This is a genomic window from Hungatella sp. (genome assembly GCF_046966825.1).
Genome location: NZ_JBKVCZ010000038.1, coordinates 11933 through 27366, shown reverse-complemented (window position 1 = coordinate 27366; position 15434 = coordinate 11933). Strand labels below are relative to the sequence as shown.

General features: G+C 49.9%; 21 protein-coding genes and 1 pseudogene. 14 read left to right on the top strand and 8 right to left on the bottom strand.

What is annotated here, in order from left to right; all coding sequences use genetic code 11:
• Nucleotides 1–108 precede the first annotated feature (108 nt).
• Nucleotides 109–909, bottom strand: coding sequence for a MerR family transcriptional regulator (locus ACLTD4_RS13905; protein ID WP_117621841.1), 801 nt, complete (start codon nucleotides 907–909; stop codon nucleotides 109–111).
• Nucleotides 910–1443: 534 nt separating this feature from the next.
• Between ACLTD4_RS13905 and ACLTD4_RS13900 the strand changes: the two genes are divergently transcribed.
• Together ACLTD4_RS13900 and ACLTD4_RS13895 are read left to right on the top strand one after the other, a co-directional pair.
• Nucleotides 1444–2382: a YafY family protein gene (locus tag ACLTD4_RS13900; RefSeq protein ID WP_333490878.1), complete on the top strand. Its 939-nt coding sequence runs from the start codon at nucleotides 1444–1446 to the stop codon at nucleotides 2380–2382.
• Nucleotides 2379–2975 (top strand): uracil-DNA glycosylase family protein, encoded by a 597-nt coding sequence (locus tag ACLTD4_RS13895; RefSeq protein ID WP_117621843.1) that lies wholly within the window; start codon nucleotides 2379–2381, stop codon nucleotides 2973–2975. The genes ACLTD4_RS13900 and ACLTD4_RS13895 overlap by 4 nt, the downstream gene beginning before the upstream one ends.
• 175 nt (nucleotides 2976–3150) lie before the next feature.
• Here the strand turns inward: ACLTD4_RS13895 and ACLTD4_RS13890 are convergent, their stop codons facing one another.
• Nucleotides 3151–3720, bottom strand: a complete 570-nt coding sequence (locus tag ACLTD4_RS13890) for a GNAT family N-acetyltransferase (protein ID WP_117621844.1) — start codon at nucleotides 3718–3720, stop codon at nucleotides 3151–3153.
• Nucleotides 3721–3732: 12 nt separating this feature from the next.
• The gene (locus ACLTD4_RS13885; protein ID WP_117621845.1) at nucleotides 3733–4209 is read right to left on the bottom strand and encodes an SAM-dependent methyltransferase; all 477 of its coding nucleotides are present in this window, start codon (nucleotides 4207–4209) and stop codon (nucleotides 3733–3735) included.
• Nucleotides 4210–4585: 376 nt separating this feature from the next.
• Here ACLTD4_RS13885 and ACLTD4_RS13880 point away from each other — a divergent pair.
• From ACLTD4_RS13880 to ACLTD4_RS13860, 5 genes and pseudogenes are all read left to right on the top strand, one after another.
• Nucleotides 4586–5065 (top strand): annotated as a pseudogene (locus ACLTD4_RS13880) (ECF transporter S component); the annotation flags it as partial.
• A gap of 236 nt (nucleotides 5066–5301) precedes the next feature.
• Complete coding sequence (locus ACLTD4_RS13875) at nucleotides 5302–5712, top strand: hypothetical protein (protein ID WP_117621846.1); 411 nt, start codon at nucleotides 5302–5304, stop codon at nucleotides 5710–5712.
• Between the two features lie 13 nt (nucleotides 5713–5725).
• Nucleotides 5726–6175, top strand: coding sequence for a peptide deformylase (def, locus tag ACLTD4_RS13870; RefSeq protein ID WP_022030196.1), 450 nt, complete (start codon nucleotides 5726–5728; stop codon nucleotides 6173–6175).
• Complete coding sequence (locus ACLTD4_RS13865; protein ID WP_242352805.1) at nucleotides 6166–6780, top strand: GNAT family N-acetyltransferase; 615 nt, start codon at nucleotides 6166–6168, stop codon at nucleotides 6778–6780. Before def ends, ACLTD4_RS13865 begins: the two co-directional genes overlap by 10 nt.
• Nucleotides 6781–6837: 57 nt before the next feature.
• Complete coding sequence (locus ACLTD4_RS13860) at nucleotides 6838–7314, top strand: LURP-one-related/scramblase family protein (protein WP_002600403.1); 477 nt, start codon at nucleotides 6838–6840, stop codon at nucleotides 7312–7314.
• Nucleotides 7315–7340: 26 nt separating this feature from the next.
• On the opposite strand, the gene ACLTD4_RS13855 is transcribed toward ACLTD4_RS13860, so the two are convergent.
• Complete coding sequence (locus ACLTD4_RS13855; protein WP_412331363.1) at nucleotides 7341–7565, bottom strand: pentapeptide repeat-containing protein; 225 nt, start codon at nucleotides 7563–7565, stop codon at nucleotides 7341–7343.
• A 5-nt stretch (nucleotides 7566–7570) separates the two neighbouring features.
• Nucleotides 7571–8311, bottom strand: coding sequence for a hypothetical protein (locus ACLTD4_RS13850; RefSeq protein ID WP_412331362.1), 741 nt, complete (start codon nucleotides 8309–8311; stop codon nucleotides 7571–7573).
• Nucleotides 8312–8470: 159 nt separating this feature from the next.
• Here ACLTD4_RS13850 and ACLTD4_RS13845 point away from each other — a divergent pair, with 159 nt between their 5' ends.
• Both ACLTD4_RS13845 and ACLTD4_RS13840 read left to right on the top strand, forming a co-directional pair.
• Nucleotides 8471–9058 (top strand): TetR/AcrR family transcriptional regulator, encoded by a 588-nt coding sequence (locus tag ACLTD4_RS13845; protein WP_055655509.1) that lies wholly within the window; start codon nucleotides 8471–8473, stop codon nucleotides 9056–9058.
• Nucleotides 9055–9603, top strand: coding sequence for a CDP-alcohol phosphatidyltransferase family protein (locus ACLTD4_RS13840; protein ID WP_002600400.1), 549 nt, complete (start codon nucleotides 9055–9057; stop codon nucleotides 9601–9603). The genes ACLTD4_RS13845 and ACLTD4_RS13840 overlap by 4 nt, the downstream gene beginning before the upstream one ends.
• 28 nt (nucleotides 9604–9631) lie before the next feature.
• On the opposite strand, the gene ACLTD4_RS13835 is transcribed toward ACLTD4_RS13840, so the two are convergent.
• The 3 genes from ACLTD4_RS13835 to ACLTD4_RS13825 all read right to left on the bottom strand — a co-directional run bounded on the left by ACLTD4_RS13835 (nucleotide 9632) and on the right by ACLTD4_RS13825 (nucleotide 12846).
• Nucleotides 9632–10981, bottom strand: a complete 1350-nt coding sequence (locus ACLTD4_RS13835) for an MATE family efflux transporter (protein ID WP_117621847.1) — start codon at nucleotides 10979–10981, stop codon at nucleotides 9632–9634.
• Nucleotides 10982–11120: 139 nt separating this feature from the next.
• On the bottom strand, nucleotides 11121–12437 hold the full coding sequence (locus ACLTD4_RS13830; protein ID WP_055655506.1) for a hypothetical protein: 1317 nt from the start codon (nucleotides 12435–12437) through the stop codon (nucleotides 11121–11123).
• Between the two features lie 145 nt (nucleotides 12438–12582).
• The gene (locus ACLTD4_RS13825; protein ID WP_055655504.1) at nucleotides 12583–12846 is read right to left on the bottom strand and encodes a CD3324 family protein; all 264 of its coding nucleotides are present in this window, start codon (nucleotides 12844–12846) and stop codon (nucleotides 12583–12585) included.
• Between the two features lie 581 nt (nucleotides 12847–13427).
• On the opposite strand from ACLTD4_RS13825, the gene ACLTD4_RS13820 reads away from it, so the two are divergent.
• The 5 genes from ACLTD4_RS13820 to ACLTD4_RS13800 all read left to right on the top strand — a co-directional run bounded on the left by ACLTD4_RS13820 (nucleotide 13428) and on the right by ACLTD4_RS13800 (nucleotide 15403).
• The gene (locus ACLTD4_RS13820; protein WP_002600396.1) at nucleotides 13428–13607 is read left to right on the top strand and encodes a hypothetical protein; all 180 of its coding nucleotides are present in this window, start codon (nucleotides 13428–13430) and stop codon (nucleotides 13605–13607) included.
• Nucleotides 13608–13784, top strand: a complete 177-nt coding sequence (locus tag ACLTD4_RS13815) for a hypothetical protein (RefSeq protein WP_320923480.1) — start codon at nucleotides 13608–13610, stop codon at nucleotides 13782–13784.
• A 93-nt stretch (nucleotides 13785–13877) separates the two neighbouring features.
• Nucleotides 13878–14174 carry a hypothetical protein gene (locus tag ACLTD4_RS13810; protein ID WP_320995809.1) on the top strand — a complete coding sequence of 99 codons (297 nt, stop codon included), beginning with the start codon at nucleotides 13878–13880 and terminating at the stop codon, nucleotides 14172–14174.
• Between the two features lie 190 nt (nucleotides 14175–14364).
• The gene (locus tag ACLTD4_RS13805; protein ID WP_117623325.1) at nucleotides 14365–15051 is read left to right on the top strand and encodes a hypothetical protein; all 687 of its coding nucleotides are present in this window, start codon (nucleotides 14365–14367) and stop codon (nucleotides 15049–15051) included.
• On the top strand, nucleotides 15038–15403 hold the full coding sequence (locus tag ACLTD4_RS13800; RefSeq protein WP_110326968.1) for a DUF6054 family protein: 366 nt from the start codon (nucleotides 15038–15040) through the stop codon (nucleotides 15401–15403). Before ACLTD4_RS13805 ends, ACLTD4_RS13800 begins: the two co-directional genes overlap by 14 nt.
• Nucleotides 15404–15434: the final 31 nt, after the last annotated feature.

The window sequence follows — 15434 nt, the reverse complement described above, 5'->3', positions numbered from 1 at the left end:
TTTGAAAAAATAAGCGAACATATAAGAGCCGCTGGACAGAAGAAAGCGGGCCGGAAAATCCTGCCATATTTTCCGGTCCGCATTTTTGATATTGATGATGGAAACGGACTACGCTTTTTCTACCGGAAACAGGATCGCTGTCTCCAGTTCTTCCGCAGAAGAGACCGTATTCTCATCCTTTAGATACCGCTCAATGCTGATTCCGGTAAGCTGGTATTCCGGATGCGCATCCAGGTATTGACAGATCGCCTGATACCCGATGTGTACCTCCTCCAGCGACCCCTGGTGGATCGCGGTGACACAGAGGGATTCCGGCAGAAGCTTCGTGTCCGGATGAGCTTCCGCTACCTGAAGCTGTGCTTCCACCTCCATCCTGTCTTCGTTGAATTCATTTCCCATGTAGACCAGCTGACAGGGACCCGCGCGGTGCAGGCCGCGTTCCTTTGCCTGTGCCATGAGGTCAGAGATGAGGCCGTGAATGTCCTGGGCCTTGACGGCAATGGTGCGTTTAACGGAGAAGACGCGCTGCTCCGGTGTGTTCATGACAATGACGCGATAGTTCCGATTCATGGTTATGCCCTCCTTAAAATGGGAGATATCCCGTTCCATGCAGGTGAGCGTCTCCGTCAGGCTGGCCGCCTGCTCTTTTACGCGCTCGTACTGAAGCAGAATCTGGATATTTAACTCTGCCTCCGTAAGCGTCAGCAGCCGTTTGATTTCGGCCAGTGAGAAGCCGTATCGCTTCAGCTTCTCGATTCGCTGAAATGTGGGGATCTGGCTGCTGTCATAGTAGCGGTACCCGTTCTGTTCGTCCGTGGCGGCCGGATGCAGCAGGCCGATGCGGTCGTAATGGCGCAGCATCCTTGCGGAAATGCAGCAGAATTTTGAAAATTCTCCAATGGTAAACATAGGACCTCCCAAAGTGAAATGGTGTTGTGCTGATATTGCGTTGTCAGGTGTAGAACCGGTTCTGAGTGTATTGTACACCTTCCCACTGTGATAAGGTCAAGAGGTAATTTTTCTTAATCCGCGGTGTGTCCGTTCTGCCCCGGCAGACTCCGCTTTCTGTTCCTGTTTCGGCAGTAAGAAGCTGTAAATGTGTGGGATTTTTCTAAAAGCCTGCCGCAAAGTTCGGAACTCGCTGCGCTCAGACAACCGCACTTTGCGGCAGAACGAAAAACCCCACGCATTAACAGCTTCTAACAGCCTGCAAATGTCACAGAAAACGGAGTCTGCCGGGAACGGACACGCAGATCAGAAAAAATCTTAATTTAGAAAAGATAAAAAGCAAAAGATAAAAAGCAAAAGATAAAAAACAAGAGATAAAAAGCAAAAGATAAAAAGCAAAAGATAAAAGCAAAAGATAAAAGCAAAAGAAAAAATAATTAATTAAAAGTGTACAGTTATAATATTGCTGACATAGCATGTCAGGTTTTATCTGATATGATGAAAAACGAGGTGATAGCAATGATAGAGAGCCGGCTGTTCAAAATTATTTACCATCTGATGGAAAAGGGACAGGCCACTGCGCCGGAGCTGGCGGAGAAGTTTGAGGTGTCGGTGCGGACGATTTACCGGGATATTGATAGGATCAGCGGGGCGGGGGTGCCTGTCTATTCGGTGGCGGGGCGAAGTGGGGGAATTCGTTTGCTGGACCGATTTGTGCTGGAGAGATCGCTGCTTTCGGAAGAGGAGATGAGGGATATTCTGTTCGGCCTGCAGAGTCTGGCGGCGGTTCAGAATTCTGATATGGAGACGGTTTTATCGAAACTGAGGGCTGCGTTTCAGATGGCGGATACGAGCTGGATCGAAGTGGATGTTTCCCGCTGGGGAAGCGACCCGGAGAGGGAACGGCTGGATTTCAACGTGCTGAAACAGGCGGTTATGGCGAGACGGCAGATCCATTTTAAGTACTATGGTTCCAATGGAATGGCCAGTGAGCGGGACTGCCATCCGTACAGGCTGATCTATAAGGACAAGGCGTGGTATCTGTATGCGTGGTGCCTGGTCAGAGAAGATTTCCGGCTGTTCCGTTTATCGCGGATAAAGGAGATTGTGCTGACGGGGATCCTGTTTGAGCGGATACCGGAAGGAACGGAGCCGGATCTGACACGATGGGAGAAGGAAAGAGAGCCTGTCTCTGTAGTTCTGCGTTTCCCGAAGGAAGCGGCCTCCAGAGTGTATGACGTGTTCGATGACCGGGCGGTTACGGATAGCGACGGGGAACTTACTGTCCGGGCGGTTTTGCCGTACAATGAGTGGCTGTACGGCTTCCTGATGTCCTTTGGAGATAAAGTTACCGTGTTGAGTCCGCTTTCTTTGAAGCGAGAGGTGGAAAAGAGACTGAAGTCTGCACTGCAGCACTATGAGGAGAAACGATGAATATCAGAGAAGAACTGGAAAAAAGAAATGGTAATCAAGAGGCGTTTGTATTTCAGGATTTAGAGGTGAAGCCCGAGCAAATCCGGACGGTTTTGATTAATGAGGTGGTGCCATCAAACCCGGCGGATGACTTTTACGGCGGTGACGGGGCGGCCTATTTATCGACGGCAATTCCGCTGTTTCAGAAGGCCGGAGCACAGGTGAACAATGCGGGAGAACTGCTGGAGCAGGGCATTTACCTTACAAACGCAGTGAAAATGCCCAAGACGGCCCCGGCCATTGAGAGAAGCACCATCGAAAAAAGTCTGCCGTATCTGGAGTGGGAGCTGTCTCTCTTTCCCCATGTGAAAGTGATCATGCTGATGGGGGACGTGGCGAAAAAGGCCTTTAACATGATAAGCAAAAAGGCCACTGGGAAAAATGTGATACCGTCGGTGTCCACCTATAAGATACGAAAGAGTGAAATATGGTATCAGGGTATCCGGATAATGCCTTCCTACATTATGACCGGGCAAAATATTTTAATTGAAAAGTCGAAGGCCGAAATGGCGGCTGAAGATATTTCCGTCATGCTTTCCATAATCAAAGAATAGAATATGCCTGCATCATACCGCACCGCAGAGCTGAATCGCGGAGGGATGACGCAGGCATTGTTTGTTTGACAGGAGAGCCCGTACTGTTTATTGTTTCAATCCACGCCCTAAGGGGATATGGCTGATGAAGCGGCCATGTCCCGGCGCGAGAGACCGGTAATCCGTTTAGATCGCGTTACGCCTGACTGTCGTGTTCCGGGAGAAGGTCTGTTTTCAGCAGACCGTATAAATAGTAGTCGCACCAGGAAGAGACCATTTTTCCCTGCCGGATGCAGCCCTCCCGTGTGAAGCCGGCCTTTTCCAGCGTTTTGCAGGAGGCGGTGTTTCTTACGTCCACATCGGTCCAGAGCCTCTGAAGTTCCGTGCGCGTGAAGCAGAAATCCACCACGCTTTTCAGGGCTTCCGCCATGAGGCCATTTCCCTGACAGGCAGGCGAGAGGCGGTAGGAGACCTTGGCCATCCGGTCGTTCTCGATTAAGTAGACCCAGAATTCCCCAATTACCTTATTGTCTTTCTTGCTTGCGATGCCCCAGTGGAAGCTTTTCGTTGGTTTCCGATTGGCGGCTGTGAAAAGCAGTTCCGGGTTTAAATCGTGTCTGCCGGGCCGCTTTCCCCAATAGAGGTACAGACCGGGATCGCTCAGCCACTCCCGCAAATCGTCAGTATCCTCCGGCCTGAGTTCCCTTAAAATAAGCCGTTCTGTTTCAAGTACCGGTTTTTTGGTCAGATAGTCTTTTAAACTCATGGCAGCCTCCTCTCAGAATGTAAATACGCCAGACCAGTCGAAATCAGCCGATTCCTCCAGGCTTTTCGGCCAGGAAGCGCACCAGTCGGGCACACAGGGATGTGCCACCCGGTCGAGACTGGGAGTATAGGGCTTCAAGTCGATGACCGGTGTGTTGTCACGTGCGTCGATATGGCTGAGTTCGATGATGCCGGCCGCCGGATCGATTCTAAGAATCTGCGCCGTTGAGAGCGCGACAGGGTTAGGGCGTTCCGGGGAGCGGGTGGCAAAGGTGCCCAGCGTATCCGGCGAATTGCGGTAGGGAGAGCTGACCTTGAGCACACTGCGGGAAGCTTCATTGTCACAGGCGTCGAACCACCAGAAGATCTGAATATGGCTGAAGCCATCCAGTCCCTCCAGGGCGGAACGATAAGGCTTTTCCAATAAAATGAGTGGCATTTCATTCTGAAATACAACTTTGCCGACAGGCTTTACTATGAGATTGTTCATGCTTTTTTGTCCTTTTTCGTTTTATTACGGCGCCGTTATCTTAATTGTAGCAAGTGTTTTTTATACTTCAACCCCTTTTAAGAAAAATTATAAAATTAGCAGAATAGAAGCAGTTTCTTCCAGTGCTGCGGCTGCCGGATAGGCTTTGGTTTCTGACGAACTCTGGGTTACAATTCACAGCAAAAGTACATCAAAACACCGAATGAGGTGTTTCACTAATTTTGTGTTTATGATACAATAAAACAGTGGTGGAGCAGGCGTGTGGCTGGAAAATAACACTGGCATTGTTAAAAAGTTAAAAACTGGATATTTGAAACAGTCCAATTTCGGTTTATAGTAAGTGCATTATCATTGAAAACCGGAAGGGAGACTTTGTATGAAAACGAACAATAATATCAGAAGAATGGTGATGACGGCGCTGTTTATGGCGCTGGTATGTACCGCGACGATGGTGATCCGGATTCCGACACCGGGTACGAACGGATATATCCATCCGGGAGATGCGCTGGTGATTCTTTCGGGAATCTTTCTTGGACCGGTTCAGGGGCTCCTGGCCGCAGGAATCGGTTCCGCGCTGGCGGATTTCCTGGGCGGATATCTGCTGTACGTGCCGGCCACCTTTCTGATTAAGGGACTGACCGCTTTTTGCTGCGGCCTTGTATTTCAGAGACTTTCAGCGACGGCCGGAAAGCGGACCGCCGGTGTGGTGATCGGAGGGCTGACCGACATGGTGTTTGTAGCCTGCGGGTACTGGCTTTATGAAACCTGTTTTTATGGAATGGCAGCGGCCCTGGCCAGCGTGCCGTCAAATTTGATTCAGGGACTTGGAGGCCTTGTTCTGGCCGTCATTCTGTATCAGTCCTGGCTGTATGCCGCCGCTAGTACTGCATTGCGTAAATTCTATGATATAGCACTATCACGCCAGGAGCACGCCCACGAAGCTAGACGTAGGGTCACTACGCCGTCGCTTCGCGGACGCACACCTGACGCAGATATCGGGCACTATATCACAGTTATTTACGCAATGCAGTACTAGATGGAGCAGGAGGAAAAACGGCTGGAATAGCGCGGAGAAATTCCGGGAGGTTTTTTATGGCAATTGCAAAGAAGCATAAAAGAACATTAGTCTATGGGGACAGCACCTATTACTGGTGGGTAAAGCGGGATGATGATTATGACAGACCCGTACTGCATATCGCGTCAGAGGATAAAGGGCTGATTGTGCTCTATCCCACGGAACAGCATGGGGAGCGGCGGTATCTGGTATCCATCGGAAGAGTATTTAAGAACAGAACGACGAGCGGCTGCTGGCAGCGGTACCGGATTCCAGAACTGGGCGCAGGGAAGGAGCCTGACGCAGGCCAGGACACAGAAAAAACTGATGAGCCTGTTATGGAAGATTTTCCAGTTACGCCTGGATTGGTGGCCAGCCTTTTGGGCTGGTGCCTTAACGAGGGGGAGGCAGAGAGTGTGACATGGAACGGAAGAGATATCTGGCTGTAGGGAGGAACGGTATATGGCAGTATTAAACATGCGTTACGACGGAGACGAGATACTGAGAAAGAAATGCAAAGAAGTGAAAGAGGTGGATGACCGGATCCGGGAAATCCTTAATGATATGACAGATACGCTTCATGCGACGCCTAACGGAGCTGCAATCGCAGCGAACCAGGTAGGAATTTTAAAGCGCCTTGTCGTCATCGATATGGGAACCGGGCTCATGAAGCTGGTAAATCCCGTGATTGTGGAACAGACAGGGGAACAGGACTGCATCGAAGGCTGCTTAAGCTTTCCGGAGAAATACGGAAGGACCATTCGGCCCCAGACCGTAATCGTGAAGGCGCTGGATGAAAATGGAGAAGAGGTCACTCTGACCGGAATCGATGAGATGGCCAAATGTTTCTGCCACGAGCTGGATCATTTAGACGGAGTCTGCTTCGTCGATAAGGTGACGGAGTGGCTGTGACCAGTGCCAAGTTAAAAAGCCCGCTGCTTGCGGGAATAAACAGACAGGAATCGGACGACTGGCTTTATGGCGGAAATGGAGGAGACGGATCGATGGAGTACCGTCAGATCAGACCGGAGGATGCCCGGGAATATGTGGAAATGATGCGATCCCTGGATTTAGAGACCGATATGATGATGCTGGAACCGGGGGAACGGAAAAATGACCCGGAGGCCGCCGCGGACATGATCCGGGAGTCTCTGGCAGCAGGCGATTTCTTCCTGATTGCCAGGGAAGGGGAGTCGATGGCGGGAGTTTTGACCGCCGAGCGGGGCCGCTACCGCCGAATCCGCCATGCGGCATATGTGGTAGTCGGAATCCGGGCCGGATACCGCGGCCGGGGCATCGGCACAGAGATGTTCAAACGCCTGGATGCATGGGCCGTATCCCAGGAAATCACCCGCCTGGAGCTGACCGTGAGAAAGGAAAATAAAGCCGCTGTCCATCTCTATGAAAAGAGCGGTTTTGTAATCGAAGGGCTCAGAAAGAACTCCATGCGTGTCGGCGGCGCCTACGCGGATGAGTATTACATGGCAAAATTTATCCCCCGGAATGAAGGGGCATAAAGCAGCACTGCACGAAGCGGCCAAACCGCTGAGTGCTCATAACAGGGAGGAACGATCATGCAATTACTATTTAAACAGCGGCTGTTTTCCTGGTTTGACAGTTACGACATCTATGACGAGAGCGGAAATACGGTCTATACGGTAAAGGGAAAATTAAGCTGGGGCCATTTGCTGGAAATCTATGACCGTTTCGATAACCATATCGGAACCGTACAGGAGAGAGTGCTCACCTTTCTGCCTAAATTTCTTATGTACATAAACGGACAGGAGATCGGAGAAATCCGCAAGGAACTGACCTTTTTAAAGCCCAAATTCACACTGGACTGCAACGGCTGGACGGTAGACGGAGACTGGCTGGAATGGGACTATCGTGTAAAAGACAGCGCAGGCAGTCTGATCATGACGGCCAGTAAAGAATTTCTCCACTTTTCAGACACGTACGTTCTCGATATTGTAAGGGAAGAGGACGCGCTCCTCTGCCTGATGATCGTACTCGCCATTGACGCGGCGAAATGTTCCGGTGGACAGGACTGAATTATTGTAACAGGAAATGTTACGGTTTATCTGCCGGATTCCCAGTGATCAGGCAACTTTAACCAGGAAGGAAGACGGGTATACCGGCTGCCTTTTGCGGCATTTATCTGCATCTGCGTGAGGAAAAAGGCATCCCTTAAATCGGCGCCTTTAAGATCGGCATCCCGCAGGTCGGTTCCCAGAAAGCATGTTCCGAAGAGACGGCATCCCCTCAAGTCGGCCGCAATGAGAAAGGAAGAAGAAAAATCCATGGCACTTAAGTCTGCCCCCGAAAATGATATCCAAGGAATCGCAGAGGCCCCGCGCCATTCGTCCAGGTTTTACGGGACGATTTACGGGAAGAGGCGGAGTGGCTGCGGGCAGACCGCGAAATGCCTCCCTTTTTCGAAGGCAGCTTCTGAGCAGCCGCATAATCGAGGGTCAGGCGGATGGTCTCCTTCAACAGATCGTTGGCCGCAGTGATCCTATCGCGGATCCCGTCTTCCGTGAGGTCCTGCCGGGAACCGTCTGCCAGCTTCTCTAAGCCGGTGAGTGCGGCATGGATACGTGGGCGCAGTGCGGATGCGGGGCGCAGTATTGCGGCTTCCTCCAGATACCACATGGCCTCGTGCAGCTTTAATTCAAGGAAGAAGACGCGGAACATTTCCTCCGGATCAGGAAGCTGCCGCCAACTCTTCCCCTGAAATACGATTTCTGTGGCCGTCTGCCCCGCCCCGAAGCAGTCGTAATTGATGCAGCCCTTCAGGCGGCGTCCGGACAGAGAACTGTGTACCTCGCAGGAGAAATCTTCACATAAGTGGGCGCAGGGAATCCCGGCTTCCTTATCGTCGGGGAACCCCTCCGCTTTGGAAAAATAGAGCGCCGTGCAGCACAGGCCGCAGCAGCGGGAACAGTCCGCGGCCAGACGTTCCCTCCTGTGGGAAATGAGGGCCGGGACCGGGGCTGCCCCACCGGATACCGCGTGCCGGTACGAGAAATTTTCGTGGATTGGTTCCATGTCATTCATCCTCCTGTACTTGTAACGGAAAGTATTCCATAGTATAATGCGGGTATCTGACAGCGTCAAGGCCCTGCGGGCAAGTGCTACATCAGGGGGGCCGGTGTGCCACCCTGAAAATAATCCGGTAAAAAGGATCAGAGAAACGAAGGTGGAGAGATGAAGGAGACGAGCAATCCGGTTGTCTGGCAGTCCCGGACGTGGCTGATGGACGCGCTGGCGGCTCTGATGGAGGAAAAGAAATTCGAAGAGATCACGGTGGTGGAAATATGCAGGCGGGCGGATTTATCAAGGCGGACATTTTATAGAAATTATTCCTCAAAGGAAGACCTGTTTCGAAGCTGCTGCGAACGCCTGTGCAGGGAGTATGTCCGGTATCTGGAACGGGATACCGCCTATTTTGCGGCGCATATCACAGAGGTGTATTTTTCGTTCTGGAAAGAGCATAAGACATTTCTGCAGTCTGTATGCAGGGATGATAAGATCTGCTGTCTCATCGAGGTGTCCAATACGTACTGGCCCGAAATTTACGGCCGTCTGCAATCGTACTGGAAAGAAACCATGAGCGGAGAAGAGCTGGAGTACTGTCTGTTTTTTAACATGGGAGGCTTATGGAATATTATGATGAAATGGCTTTTCGAAGAACCGGAGAGAAGCCCCTGTGAGATGGAGCGCATGATCCAAAGGTCTCTACAAAATTTACTGGCTGGCGATGAGAAAACGCCGGATAGGAGTGATGCAAAATGAAAAAATATACGAGAAAGGAACTGTTATCCATTCCAAACCTTATGGGATACTTCCGGCTTCTGATGATCCCGGTCTTTGTATATCTCTATCTCCATGCGGAGACGGACCGCGGCTATTACGCCGCGGCGGCTGTCATGGGAATATCGTCCATCACGGATATGTTTGACGGGCTGGTTGCCCGAAAATTCAATATGATCACGGAATTCGGCAAATTTCTGGACCCGTTTGCCGATAAGATGACGCACGGGGCCATTCTCTTATGCCTGTGGACCCGCTATCCGTATATGGCAGTTCTGGTGGTACTCTTTGTCGTCAAGGAAGGCTTCATGGCGGTTATGGGCCTGGTGAAGCTGAGAGAGGGCAAGAAGCTTGATGGCGCCATGTGGTTTGGAAAGGTGTGCACGGCGCTGCTGTTTGTCGTCATGTTTGTGCTCATTCTCGTGCCACATATCCCGGCCGCGGCGGCGAATGCACTGATTGCTGTCTGCGCCGTGGTCATGGCCGCGACACTCATCCTGTACATACCTGTGTTTCGAAAAATGTGACACGCTCTGGTATTTGCGCCGGGAGGCCCTAGTGCTCAAAGCCATGCACCCAGTTACCCTTCAGGAAATAACGGAGAAAGACGACCGAGCTTAAGAACCAGGTCAGCGGATAGGCCCAGAATACCACGCGGATATCCGGAACAAAGTGGACGGTTACGGTGATGTACGTCACCCGGATGACACACCAGCAGACCAGCATAACCAGCATGGGAACCGTGGATTTTCCAGCGCCGCGGAGAATTCCCGCGATACAGTGGGAAAATGCCAGAAGAAAATAGAACAGAGTTACCGTGCGGGCCTGGGCCGTTCCATTTATGATAACCTGCGGATCATTGTTAAAGGCGGAGATGAGCAGGGGCGAGAAGGCATAGATGAAAATGCCGACGAGCTCCGCGGTGATGATGGAGCAGAGAATGCCAAAGCTGGCTCCCTTTTTCGCCCGCTCATACTGTCCGGCGCCGAGATTCTGGCTCACGAACGTGGTCAGGGCCATGGCAAAGCAGGTGATCGGCAGGAATCCGAAGCCTTCGATCTTCGAATAGGCGCCGCATCCCGCCATCGCCATTTTCCCGAAACGGTTGATATTGGACTGGACTACCACGTTAGCCAGAGAAATAACGGAGTTCTGGAAGCCTGCCGGGAGACCGTTTGCGATGATCTGCCGCAGAAGTCCTGTGTCAAACCGGATTTTCTTTAAGCAGACCCGGTATTCCTCCGGACTTCTCATGAGCCGGCGCAGACAGAGAAACGCGCTGACAAACTGGGAGATAATGGTGGCAAACGCCGCGGCCCCCACTCCAAAGTGAAAGATCCCCACCAGCACAAGATCCAGCACGATGTTGATGAGAGACGATATAATGAGATAGACCAGCGGATGGCGGCTGTCACCCACGGACTGCAGGATGCCGACAAACACGTTGTACATGACGAAGGACAGGGAGCCTGCAAAATACGTACGGAAATAGACGGTGGATTTCGGAAGTACATCGGCCGGAGTTCCCATCCAGACCAGAATAATCGGTGCCAGTACCACACCGATCACGGTCAGCACCACTCCTGCGGCAAGACCGAAGGCAATGGTGGTGTGAATGGCCTTCTGCACGTCACCGTGCCGTCCGGCGCCGTAATACCGGGCGATGACCACACCGGCTCCGATTGCGATGCCATTGAAGAAACCTACCAGGAGGAAGATTAAGTTGCCGGAAGAACTGACGGCAGCGAGGGCATTGCTCCCCAGGAAATTGCCGACAATCAGTGAATCCGCTGTATTGTAAAGCTGTTGAAAAAGGTTCCCGAGAAATAAGGGAACAGCAAATGCGATAATTTTTTTCCAGATGGACCCCTCTGTCATCAGGGTCGAAGACGTGCTTTTTTCCATAGTAAATCCGCTCCGTAGTCATTGATCAATGTTTTGTATCAGTAGTGCGCAAGGGCGCCATCTTTTATTCTACTACAGAAACAGCGGGAATGGAATCAGTATTTTAGCGGTTTCTATCCACATACAGAATATTCACAGGCTAATCTTTCCAGTTCTGAACCACATCCTCAACAAGCTGTCCGGCTGTACCGCGGTTAAAGGGCATGACACGGCCGTGGTATGGAAAATATACGAGATTTGACCAGAGCACCTCATAGCCGCCTTTCTCATACTCCCCGGCCGTCGGTAAGTAGCTGTTACATCCATTGGTATAGCCGTTTAAAAAGAGCAGCGGCGTTCCAGCAGCCTCCATGGCGTCAATGGAAATCCTGCACATGGCTTCATTGGCAATCCCGCACAGACAGCCGTCATTGAGGGAAAAGTACTGTATTTCCACCTCTGAAAACTGTTGTGAAATACCCTCGCCGTTAAGGCGTTTCACTTCCCGGAGCCAGTCGGTTCCATCGATGCCGGCCTCCTTAAGTGCCTCATCGGCAATCCGCTCCGCTTGTGCCAGGGAGGGAACATCCGCTGTAAAATGGCTGAAAACCGACTTCATGGTCAGATGAGTGACAGGCTCCGCTTCCATTGAGGGAAGAACGGCTGACACGGCCTGGCAGATAGCCTCTGCCGTCTGCTCCAGGGCCTTTTGGCTCTGAAGCCGGTATATTTTCTGATACTCTTCTGAAAATCCCTTCTCGGCCGCCTCGTAACCGTGAATTTCCAAATACTCTGTGTTTTCCTGATGAAACCGAGGCCGTACGTCTCCGGAAGCACCCTGCATCATCATGATTTTGCAGCCGAAGCGCGTCTCCAACTGCTCTCTTGTAATGCCAAAGTAGTCGGCTGATATGAGATAGTTGTCGCTGGAGAGAATGTTGGCATGGGCAGTGACCCGCAGCAGCAGCACCCTGGGAGATTCATTTTCCGGTGCGGTGACAGACAGGATTCCAAGCCGGTTGTCGAAGTCGGTGGAATCCGTTCTGCGGTTCAATCCCACAGTATTTTCTCCGATGCCCCAAGAAGCCAAGGCAGGAGACAGACTGTTCAGAGCGTCTTTTACAGCACTCTGCGCCCTGCGGCATACGAAATCAAAGTATTCCGGTTCCTCTGCGGCGTTCGGTGCAGAGTGTGTATGGGAAAATGCAGTCATGACGTGATCGATTCCCGTATGAAGCAGGTCCGCAATGAGGCCCCGCAGGACATTGGACAAATGGACGGTAAAGCCAAGACTGTCCAGGGTGATAAGACAGGCCGTTTCTCCTCCGTATTCCCAGACCATTGTCTGGAGCTTCAAGGGGTCGCGGATGCCCCTTGAGTGATTGTCCGGACGGAAAAATCCGACCAGTTCAACAACAGTTTCCGGTGTGATATCGGCTTCCCCGTATCCCATCCGCGCAGTCTCGTAAGTGTTCATCTGTAACAACCTCTTATCTTTCTGTTTTTTTCTTTCTATCCTTCCTGTTTAGGATACCCGAAATTCTGTGAAATCTCAATCTACCAGTCGCTTCTGTACTGTTTTGTACAAAAAAGAAGGACTGTTTTCCGCAGTCCTTCCATGATTATTTCTGATAAATGATTTTCCGTATGGCATGTATAGAGAGGCAGTACTGGTCCGCCAGCGTCTCCATGGACACTCCATTCTGCCATGCATCAAGAATAGCCTTGTTGCGTTTCCTCAGTTCCTCCCGGCCTCCGTTCCGTTCGCCCCAGGCCCTGTGCTGGTCTTCCCTGGCCGGAACATAGAGATATCCGGACTGAACGTAATTCTGCAGCTCTTCCACCAGCGAGGCGGGAAGAACCGCGGCCGCATTGATATATTTCATAGCGCTTCACTCCCTGTTTTTTATTGTCAGGCAGCAAAGCCGTACTTGATCAGCGACTGCAGCTACTCCATGCAAATGTCGCTGATTCTGCCGGCTTTGCATGGAGCAATACATCGTTGTTTTTCTTTTTGTTTCTGCACATGATTCTCACCCTTTTCAGAAAACTGCTGTGTTTCCTGCCGAAACACACCTTTAAGACCGTTTTAAGATACGCGCTTAGCTTAAAGCTGCTTCGCTAAGTGTTACCAGTATATCATTTTAGAAGGGGATATACAAGCGGCGAATGGGTTTTGGAAGTGCGGTATTAAGCATGAAATGCAAAGAAAATAGAGGGGAAGAAAAAACTTTATGCCTTTTCTTTTAACACTTTTTCTTGTATAATAAACATTACAGTTGCATTAACATGTAATGTAATGACATACCTCCGATTCGCTGCTTGCGCAGTGGTGTGAATGAAGTGAAAGATAGAACCCGAGAAGATATCACCACCAAATTTGGTGGTGTTAATTGAAGGGCTGAAAGGTCGATAAATTTGACTTTCAGCGTTACTTCTGTTTTTTTAGAACAAGGAGGAAAAATTTATGTCGAAGGCCGAAGCTGCAAAGAAATTATATGAGGAATGTAAGGATATGGATATAGACGAAACTATGGAGTTGGTTTTAAATGCAGAGACAGAAGAAGAACAGGATTTTTTTTCTATGTTAAGTGATTTTATTTTGCAGAGAAAGCAAAAGAAAGTAATAGCTCAAAAGAGGTTCTAAATGAAAAAATACATTTTATATGCTGGTGTAAACGGGGCAGGGAAATCAACTTTATACAGGACTACACACTATCAGGATACGATGCCACGGATCAATACTGATGAAATATTGAGAGGTTTTGGTGATTGGAGAAATACTGCGGATTTAATGAAAGCAGGCAGAATTGCAATTGAATGATTAAATTCTTACTTGCAGGAAGGGATTACGTTTAACCAGGAGACTACTCTGTGCGGACATACTATATTGCGTACAATACACAGGGCCAAACAGTTGGGATATGGAATAGAATTACACTATGTTGGGGTTGATTCTCCAGAGATCGCAAAGCAGAGAATTGCAGAGCGAGTGAAAATGGGAGGGCATGGGATACCAGACAAGGATGTTGAGAAGAGATTTGGAGAAAGCTTGAGAAATCTTCACGAAATAATTGATTTGTGTGACTTGGATGCATTATATGATAACACAAATGAATTTCGCCGGTTTGCAATATATGAAAGCGGGGAGATTGTCAGAGTGTCAAAGAATATCCCTGATTGGTATATAAAATGGCAGAAAGGGTGTCATTAACTTGAAGCATTTATGGTTTAAGTGATCTGTTAAGTATAATTGAGAGTAAAAAGGTATGGAGAATATTTCCTCCATACCTTTATTTTCTTTCACTTATATGACAAATGTTGTAGCGTAAATATTAAGGAAAATGAAAGACATGGGAAAATGATATCTGGTAGAATAGAGCCAGAAAAGGAAGGACACAGAAATGTATGTAGATTATGGCTATTATATCATACGTCCCTGCCGGTGCCCGGAATTTTTAAAGGATTTTTCCGAATGGATTCTGACTGTCAGCGGCTGCATCTGTGATGCGGAGCCGCAGCCATTTTCCTGCATGGCCAATGATGAAAGGCAAAAAGAGAAATACCGGAAACGGCTTGGGATGGAGAAACAGGAATTTATAGATTTCTCAGAAGAAACCCTGCGTCTGTTCGGGGAGGACCGGCTGGATACAGACAGTCGGTTCCTGTTCAAACAGGACGCAGAAGACATATACAGGCGTTATTTTTATAATCGGAGGGGTGTGGTTCCGGGATACCGCCTGATCGGGATTGCGCTGGAAGAGGCGCTCCTGCCGTCTCTGGAGGACAGGATAATCCAAAAGAAAGAAGTGACTGGAACCGAAGAACGCCGATTCCTCGGCTTTGATCTTCTTGGCTGGGATATCTCAGGTTTCCACACGTACCTGTGCAATTCCCTTCAGGAAGAACTGATGAAACGGTTTGAATTGAAACCGGGAAGATTTGGACTTTTAGAGAATTCGAAAGAAGAAGTGGAAGCATTTGCAGATGCCATTCAGAACAGAGGAGAGCCGGTGGAGTGGATGCCGTTCGCGGTCTATGATGATACGCCGGCTGCGGCAGAAGGGAGTGAGATACATGGCAAAATTTGAAGCTGACTTAACAGGGAATCTGGATCATTTTAAAGAATACTTAAAAAATGAAATTTTAAACGGCAGTGTATCCGCATCGTTCGAGGACGAGCATGAGGAGGAGATCAACGGCGTGCGGTGCTGCACAATGGTATATGAGAGGTACAGCTATATGGGAGGTAACCGCGTCAGCCTGAATGTGACGATTCTGGGATATGAAGGGGAACTCAGGCTGACTGCCATCACTTCCGGTGGAAGCCAGGCCATGTTCTTTAAGCTCAATACATTCGGAGAGGAAGCCTTTTTAGAGAAGCTGGAAGAGGCTGTGAAGGCCTATAAGTGCAGACACACGCGAATGATAAGCGATTTATAAACGATTTATAACCGTGTGAAAAGGGGATCTG

Bases quoted from the DNA above. Each gene is read 5' to 3' on its own strand.
- ACLTD4_RS13835 (WP_117621847.1), bottom strand. From the start codon at position 10,981: ATGGAAAAAAGCACGTCTTCGACCCTGATGACAGAGGGGTCCATCTGG.
- ACLTD4_RS13830 (WP_055655506.1), bottom strand. From the start codon at position 12,437: ATGAACACTTACGAGACTGCGCGGATGGGATACGGGGAAGCCGATATC.
- ACLTD4_RS13845 (WP_055655509.1), top strand. From the start codon at position 8,471: ATGAAGGAGACGAGCAATCCGGTTGTCTGGCAGTCCCGGACGTGGCTG.
- ACLTD4_RS13905 (WP_117621841.1), bottom strand. From the start codon at position 909: ATGTTTACCATTGGAGAATTTTCAAAATTCTGCTGCATTTCCGCAAGG.
- ACLTD4_RS13855 (WP_412331363.1), bottom strand. From the start codon at position 7,565: ATGGATTTTTCTTCTTCCTTTCTCATTGCGGCCGACTTGAGGGGATGC.
- ACLTD4_RS13825 (WP_055655504.1), bottom strand. From the start codon at position 12,846: ATGAAATATATCAATGCGGCCGCGGTTCTTCCCGCCTCGCTGGTGGAA.
- ACLTD4_RS13850 (WP_412331362.1), bottom strand. From the start codon at position 8,311: ATGGAACCAATCCACGAAAATTTCTCGTACCGGCACGCGGTATCCGGT.
- ACLTD4_RS13815 (WP_320923480.1), top strand. From the start codon at position 13,608: ATGAAAAAATACATTTTATATGCTGGTGTAAACGGGGCAGGGAAATCA.
- ACLTD4_RS13875 (WP_117621846.1), top strand. From the start codon at position 5,302: ATGGCAATTGCAAAGAAGCATAAAAGAACATTAGTCTATGGGGACAGC.
- ACLTD4_RS13805 (WP_117623325.1), top strand. From the start codon at position 14,365: ATGTATGTAGATTATGGCTATTATATCATACGTCCCTGCCGGTGCCCG.
- ACLTD4_RS13840 (WP_002600400.1), top strand. From the start codon at position 9,055: ATGAAAAAATATACGAGAAAGGAACTGTTATCCATTCCAAACCTTATG.
- ACLTD4_RS13900 (WP_333490878.1), top strand. From the start codon at position 1,444: ATGATGAAAAACGAGGTGATAGCAATGATAGAGAGCCGGCTGTTCAAA.
- ACLTD4_RS13800 (WP_110326968.1), top strand. From the start codon at position 15,038: ATGGCAAAATTTGAAGCTGACTTAACAGGGAATCTGGATCATTTTAAA.
- ACLTD4_RS13885 (WP_117621845.1), bottom strand. From the start codon at position 4,209: ATGAACAATCTCATAGTAAAGCCTGTCGGCAAAGTTGTATTTCAGAAT.
- ACLTD4_RS13890 (WP_117621844.1), bottom strand. From the start codon at position 3,720: ATGAGTTTAAAAGACTATCTGACCAAAAAACCGGTACTTGAAACAGAA.
- ACLTD4_RS13820 (WP_002600396.1), top strand. From the start codon at position 13,428: ATGTCGAAGGCCGAAGCTGCAAAGAAATTATATGAGGAATGTAAGGAT.
- ACLTD4_RS13895 (WP_117621843.1), top strand. From the start codon at position 2,379: ATGAATATCAGAGAAGAACTGGAAAAAAGAAATGGTAATCAAGAGGCG.
- def (WP_022030196.1), top strand. From the start codon at position 5,726: ATGGCAGTATTAAACATGCGTTACGACGGAGACGAGATACTGAGAAAG.
- ACLTD4_RS13860 (WP_002600403.1), top strand. From the start codon at position 6,838: ATGCAATTACTATTTAAACAGCGGCTGTTTTCCTGGTTTGACAGTTAC.